Below are 6,403 nucleotides of genomic sequence, written 5' to 3'. Positions count from 1 at the left end.
GGCTTGCTCCCGAATGCGGAGTGTCAGTCGACATCTCTTTAGCTGACATGCCGCATTCGGGAGCAAGCCCCCTCCCACAAGGATTTGTGGTGAGTCAGAAGGCACTCACCACTCGGCAAAACTGCCATCGGCATGGCGCCAGATCGGGTTGCGCCAGCGGTGGCCGACCGCCGCACGTTCGATCACGTATTCCTCATTGATCTCGATGCCCAGCCCTGGCCCGTTCGGAATCTTCACGAAGCCCTGGTCGTAGTCGAACACTCGCGGATCCTTCACGTAGTCGAGCAGATCATTGCTCTCGTTGTAATGGATACCCAGACTCTGCTCCTGGATAAACGCGTTGTAACAAGCCGCGTCCAGTTGCAGGCACGCCGCCAGCGCAATCGGCCCCAGCGGACAATGCAGCGCCAGCGCCACGTCGTAGGCTTCGGCCATGTTGGCGATCTTGCGGGTCTCGGTGATACCGCCGGCATGCGAGGCATCCGGCTGGATGATGTCGACGTAGCCTTCGCTCAGCACCCGCTTGAAATCCCAGCGCGAGAACAGCCGCTCGCCAAGGGCGATCGGCGTGCTGGTCAACGGTGCCAGCTCTTTCAGCGCTTCGTAGTTTTCACTGAGCACCGGCTCTTCGATGAACATCAGTTTGTACGGGTCGAGCTCCTTCATCAGCACCTTGGCCATCGGCTTGTGTACCCGACCGTGGAAGTCGACGCCGATACCGACGTTCGGCCCGACGGCATCGCGCACGGCGGCAACGTTGGCCAGGGCCAGATCGACTTTCTCGAAGGAGTCGAGGAACTGCAGCTCTTCGGTGCCGTTCATTTTCACCGCAGTAAAACCACGGCTCACCGCCTCTTTCGCGGCACGTGCGGTGTCGGCCGGACGATCGCCACCGATCCACGAATACACACGAATCTTGTCGCGCACCTGACCGCCGAGCAGATCACTGACCGACACACCGAGAGCCTTGCCCTTGATGTCCCAAAGCGCCTGATCGATACCGGCCAGCGCACTCATGTGGATCGCGCCACCACGGTAGAAGCCACCGCGATAGAGCACGGTCCAGATGTCCTCGATGTTGCGTGGGTCTTTGCCGATCAGGTAGTCGGACAATTCCTCAACGGCGGCGGCGACGGTGTGGGCGCGGCCTTCGACCACAGGCTCGCCCCAACCGGTCACGCCCTCATCGGTTTCGACCTTGAGGAAGCACCAGCGCGGCGGGACGATGAAGGTGGTGAGTTTGGTGATTTTCATCTGTTTGTCTCTCTTGTTAGATGCAGCGCACGCAGCGCCGGATAAATCTCAGCGAAGGGCCTTCCAGGCAGCCACGTAGGCCTTGGCATTGGCCGCCACTTGCTCAACCGTCATGCCTGGCTTGAACAGGCCGGAACCGAGGCCGAAACCTTTCACACCAGCGTCGATGAACGCTTGCATGTTGTCCGGGGTGATCCCGCCGACCGGCGCCAGCACCGTCCCGGAGGGCAACACCGCGAGCCACGCCTTGACCACCGCCGGGCCCATCTGCTCGGCCGGGAACAGCTTGAGAATGTCCGCGCCCTCCTCCAGCGCCGCGAACGCTTCGGTCGGCGTCGCTACTCCCGGCGACAGGTACAGCCCCGCCGCTTTCGCTGCGCGCAGCACCTTGGCGTCGCTGTGTGGCATCACGATCACCTGGCCGCCGGCCTCTTTCACCAGCTCGACCTGCTCCGGGGTCAACACCGTGCCGGCACCGATCAGGCAATCGGCGGGCAAGGTCTGACGCAGGATGCGGATACTTTCGTACGGCGACGGGGAATTGAGCGGTACTTCGATGACGCGAAATCCGGCGGCATACAGGACTTCTCCGACAGCAGCGGCTTCCTGCGGATGCAGGCCACGCAGGATTGCGATCAGACCGTTTTGTGCCAATGCTTGCTTGAGCATGTCAGGCCTCCAGTCAGGGTTAACGGGATAAGGAATCGAGCAGCCCGGCGGCCAGCGCCAGTTGCCACAGGCCACGCTCGGTGGCCTGCTCGGCCAGCGTGACGCGCGCGAAACCGCAGGCATCGAGGGCACGGCCGTAACGGGCGCAGAGTTGCGCGTTGCCGATGAGGATGATCGACGGCAGATGCGCACTATTGCGTCGGTGCCGCTGGGCTGCGGCAAGCGCCACCAGTTCATGGCCAATCATCAGGCCAGAGAGGTAATCCGCTTGCGCCGTCGGCGCCAGTTCACCGGTCAGGCCCAGGGTGCGGGCACTGAATAATGTGGAGAGCACGCCCAGTTCGCCGTCCGCCGACAGCGCCACTTGCACGCCACGGTCGAACGCCAACCCGTCGAACGCCGCACCCTGTTGCTGGGTACGCCCGAGAATGCTGTGCTCACTGAGCACAGCGAACACTTCGCCGGTCATGAAGGTGTCGAAATGAGTGATGCGGCCCTCGACCACCTCCACCCACTTGGAGTGGCTACCTGGCAGACCGATCAACAGATCGCCGCCCGCCTCGGCCGGCAGATTCTGCAGTACGCCGAGGACCTGAGTTTCTTCGCCGCGCATCACATTGGGCAGACGCGAACGCTGGATCACCCCCGGCACGATATGTACCCGCGTGCCGCGCAGACTGACCAGTGTTTGTAAGGAATTTCCGAGATTGGCGACGTTCGCCGGCGTCTCGCAGTAGGCCGCTTCGCGCCAGCCCTGGGCGCTGCCGACCATCCCGCAGGCGATCACTGGCAGATCCGGCTGCGCCTCGAGCCAGTCGCCGCATGCCTCTTCGAAGGCCAGTTCAAAACCGTCGGCGCATTCATCACCGTGGATGACTCGCGGCGTCTTCGGTAACTGCATGATCCCGGACGACAGCGCACGCTGCTCCAGCACCACCCCGCCCGCCGCGAGTTTGTAAGCACGTAATGAGGTCGTCCCCCAGTCGAGCGCGATCAATTGCGCCTGCATCGCTTCACCTGTTTTGTTTTTGGCAGTGAGTGCGACGGACTATAGACCTTTCAAGCGCGAAATCTCAATATGTAATTTTACATCCCATATTTTGGGATTAAATCAGTCCATTTTGTCTAACGCTGAACGACGTCCGTTCAGGTGCAGGCAGGACGACACGTTAAAAAACCAGCAATCAGTAGCAGCCGGAATCCTCTCAGCCCCATCAATCGCGCTTCTCTTGAATCGCACGCACGATGTCAGTTGCTGGGATGAGCATTGACTTCGAATAATATCCACCGAATGAATAAGCAGAAGTGAACACCTTACAAGAGATGACATTACGCTGACCTAATACCTGCAATAATTCACTGGCAGGCATAAAAATATTTGATACGCCCTCATCCTCTTTTTTAAACGAGGACAATTTGGCCATATAAATATGCTCCGCTTTAGATCCAGAACTATCAAGCTCAACAAAATCCCCCACCAAATACTGAGTCAACTTGTCAAAATCCTTAAACTCGACATCCTTATCCAGCGAGCAGAACAAAGACTCGCCCAACTGACTTTCCCCGGTCACATCCTGAAAAAAATTCAACAGATCGGTTTTCGAACCAAACTTAATACCTAAAGATGAGTGATCATCTCCACCACTGACAGAAATCAAGTCAATATCAATGACCGGAAGAACCGGTTGCTTAGTGCAAGAACTGCACAGTAGCAGTGTCAGAAAAACAAACAACGACTTCATTTCGAAGATTCCAAATATTGACTCAAACGTTCATACACAATATCGCATGCCGATTTACCACCCTGTAGCGTAGCGCCAAACATGACCCCTGCCTGACGATGGTTGGCGTCTACCGCTTCGTTGATAGCTGGCCCAGATGTCATAACCCAACGCTCGCCCATGCTGGCAACGTTATCAGATGAATCCGTCACTTTGGGCGAAGCCAATACATTGACCCAATAATCTGCCGAGGGCTTCGGTGTCGTGAAATATATATCAGACACCATCCAGACACCTGTGCCACCGCCAACAGGATCAAGCGTTACCAATACCTTTACGGTGTAACCGCGCTCTTTCAAAATCGAAGTCAGATGTGCACCATTCCAACCACCCAAACTATGACCTACAACGACAATATAGACCGACTTATCACCTTTCAAAGGACGCTCGACGTACTTTTTAATATCTTTTTCACCGCGAACGTCTTTGTAACTTATGTATGGCAGATTCACCTCAACTTTCTGCTCATTAGTAAGACGCTTCTCTAACTGCTTCCATGCATTCATCACATTATGATGCGGCGGCTCATTTTGATAGTACTCTTCCTTATCCCCAGCACCGCCAATAAAAAACACTGCAACTTTTTTTACTTTAACCGCAGCCTGTTTTACGCTCTGATCAGTCTTGCAGGTCAACTCATGACCAGCCACTTCAGTTTTACAATCGTTGAGTGCGGGATTTTCGACTTCCATTTCGATCACTCTACGAACAGTTTAATAGTTTCGGCCAAATGCGAACTGACCATATGGGTAAAGCCCTGTTCATCGGTGATGCCATGCTCAACACGCCCATCGCCTCGCTGAATCGCATAAGGGTGGTCGGGAATAGGTTCGCCCGTGGCTTCATTAACGACCTGCATCCGATCATTGAAATGCACCGGCATCGGCAACAACCCACTAAACGCTGCCCCTCCGCCACTTTGTCCAATCATCACCGTGCCCGAACCACCGACCACGACATTGCCGTGGCCACCGGTGCTGTCGAGGGTTGCGGCGTTCAGGCCGTTGATGAATACGGTGCCGGAAACAGCGCCGGTGATCGGGCTGCCACAGGCTGATTTGTCGGTCATGCGCGCAGCGGCGAGGCCGTCGAAGAAGACGTCGGGCGAGCCGGAAACGATCGGGTTGGTGCCATGGCCTGGCAATGGGCAGGCGGTCGGGTCGGTGACGCGGGCGGCGGGTTTACCACTCAATTCAAAGCTCCTTGCTTCAGAGGTTCCGGGTGCGGCTGATGGATGTCGATGTCGGTCGCGGCGAAGCGCCAGCGGTTGTCGACAGGGTCGAACAGTGCGTGGCAGTGCTCACGGCTGTCGGGGGATGTGGCAGTTTGCAGATGTCGCCAGGCTTGGTCGGTTTGCCAGGCCAGTTCGGCCGGCGCGGCGTCGTCGAGCTCGTTGAGCCAGGCGTTGTAATTGCGCAGTTGATTACGCTCGTAAGCCGCTTGCAGCAGATCGGCCATTTGCACGCCGAGGTCCAGATGATGTTCGGCGGTCCACTGGCCGATCTCGGAATAGACGTACCAGCCCATCGGCATCAACGCGCCGTCCTTGAGCAACGAATGGCTGGCGGGGGCGACGAAACCGCAACAGATGTGCAGCGTCAGCCAGCCCTGATGCGCGTCGATAAACGCATTCGGCTCGAAGTGGCGTAACGCGATCACACGGTAGTCACCCAGGCCGGCGCTGCGTGTCATGAGTTCGGCGTCGAGCCGCGACACAAACGCACGAATGGCTTTGCCGCCCGTGCGATTGACGATGCACAGGATGTCTACCGGTTGACGCTGAGGGTTGTCAGAGCAGCCTGAGTTTTTCACCAGGCCATACAGGCGCATTGACGCCCGCAGTCCGCTCATCGCCGCTCACTCAGAGACGCAGCGAAGGCCCCACGGGCGTGGAGAAGTTTTGCCAGAAGCATTGCAGGTGTCGTCCGTGAGCGCGCAAAAATGGCGCGTAGAATGCCGGACTAGAGCGGTGGCGGCAATCACTTCAACATCGGATTGCCATCATCTCCTCAGCCTTCGGCAAACTCACGCAACACCTTGCCATCCATGCGATAGCGCACCCACTCTTCTTGCGGCTGCGCACCGAGGGATTTGTAGAATTCGATGGCCGGGGTGTTCCAGTCCAGCACGCTCCATTCGAAGCGCCCGCAGTCATTGGCACAGGCAATTTTCGCCAGATGCCGCAACAGGGTTTTGCCGGCGCCGCCGCCGCGTTGTTCGGGGGTGATGTAGAGGTCTTCGAGGTACAGGCAATTGCTGCCGAGCCACGTCGAATAGCTGAAGAAGAACACCGCAAAACCGATCGGCACACCGTCACGCAGGCAGATCAGGCCGTGGGCGGTGGCGCCTTCGCTGAACAGGCTGCGCTCGATGTCGGTGACGCTGGCGATCACTTCGTGGCGAGCCTTTTCGAAATCTGCCAGTTCGGTGATGAAGGCGAGGATTTGCGGTGCATCGCTGGGGGTCGCCGGGCGGATTTCGATCGTCATGAACGGGCCTTGTCGGAAAAGGGAAAGCGCCATACTAAGGCCGGATGCGGCGCTCGTCACATGGCAACACAGAGAATATCCTGCGCCGATATTGCAATGTGGGAGCGGGCTTGCTCGCGCAAGCGGTCTGACAGACAACAATGATGGTGACTGGATTGACCCCTTCGCGCGCCAGCCCGCGCCCACAGGAACGTCGCCAGTCGGAAAGGA

The 6,403-nt window shown here is 57.9% G+C and carries 8 protein-coding genes; all 8 read right to left on the bottom strand.

The features are described 5' to 3' along the window. Positions 1–105: 105 nt before the first annotated feature. The gene (dgoD, locus tag QMX91_RS27935) at positions 106–1,254 is read right to left on the bottom strand and encodes a galactonate dehydratase (protein ID WP_007961968.1); all 1,149 of its coding nucleotides are present in this window, start codon (positions 1,252–1,254) and stop codon (positions 106–108) included. A gap of 48 nt (positions 1,255–1,302) precedes the next feature. Then, complete coding sequence (locus QMX91_RS27930) at positions 1,303–1,923, bottom strand: 2-dehydro-3-deoxy-6-phosphogalactonate aldolase (RefSeq protein ID WP_041069252.1); 621 nt, start codon at positions 1,921–1,923, stop codon at positions 1,303–1,305. 19 nt (positions 1,924–1,942) lie between these two features. Next, positions 1,943–2,932 (bottom strand): 2-dehydro-3-deoxygalactonokinase, encoded by a 990-nt coding sequence (locus QMX91_RS27925; RefSeq protein ID WP_282413695.1) that lies wholly within the window; start codon positions 2,930–2,932, stop codon positions 1,943–1,945. A 205-nt stretch (positions 2,933–3,137) separates the two neighbouring features. Then, the gene (locus QMX91_RS27920) at positions 3,138–3,665 is read right to left on the bottom strand and encodes a hypothetical protein (protein WP_098965000.1); all 528 of its coding nucleotides are present in this window, start codon (positions 3,663–3,665) and stop codon (positions 3,138–3,140) included. Further along, a complete protein-coding gene (locus QMX91_RS27915) occupies positions 3,662–4,396 on the bottom strand; it encodes a hypothetical protein (RefSeq protein WP_098965002.1) in 735 nt (244 codons plus the stop codon). Before QMX91_RS27915 ends, QMX91_RS27920 begins: the two co-directional genes overlap by 4 nt. 5 nt (positions 4,397–4,401) lie before the next feature. Continuing rightward, the gene (locus QMX91_RS27910; RefSeq protein ID WP_098965003.1) at positions 4,402–4,896 is read right to left on the bottom strand and encodes a PAAR domain-containing protein; all 495 of its coding nucleotides are present in this window, start codon (positions 4,894–4,896) and stop codon (positions 4,402–4,404) included. Then, a complete protein-coding gene (locus tag QMX91_RS27905; RefSeq protein WP_282413694.1) occupies positions 4,893–5,555 on the bottom strand; it encodes a hypothetical protein in 663 nt (220 codons plus the stop codon). The genes QMX91_RS27910 and QMX91_RS27905 overlap by 4 nt, the downstream gene beginning before the upstream one ends. A 158-nt stretch (positions 5,556–5,713) precedes the next feature. After that, complete coding sequence (locus tag QMX91_RS27900) at positions 5,714–6,193, bottom strand: GNAT family N-acetyltransferase (protein WP_003226995.1); 480 nt, start codon at positions 6,191–6,193, stop codon at positions 5,714–5,716. Between the last annotated feature and the right edge of the window lie 210 nt (positions 6,194–6,403).

Source organism: Pseudomonas sp. PS01299 (genome assembly GCF_029960145.1).
GTDB classification, from domain to species: domain Bacteria; phylum Pseudomonadota; class Gammaproteobacteria; order Pseudomonadales; family Pseudomonadaceae; genus Aquipseudomonas; species Aquipseudomonas putida_A.
Note: the sequence above shows the minus strand (reverse complement) of the source record. Positions and strands in the feature narration are given on the sequence as shown.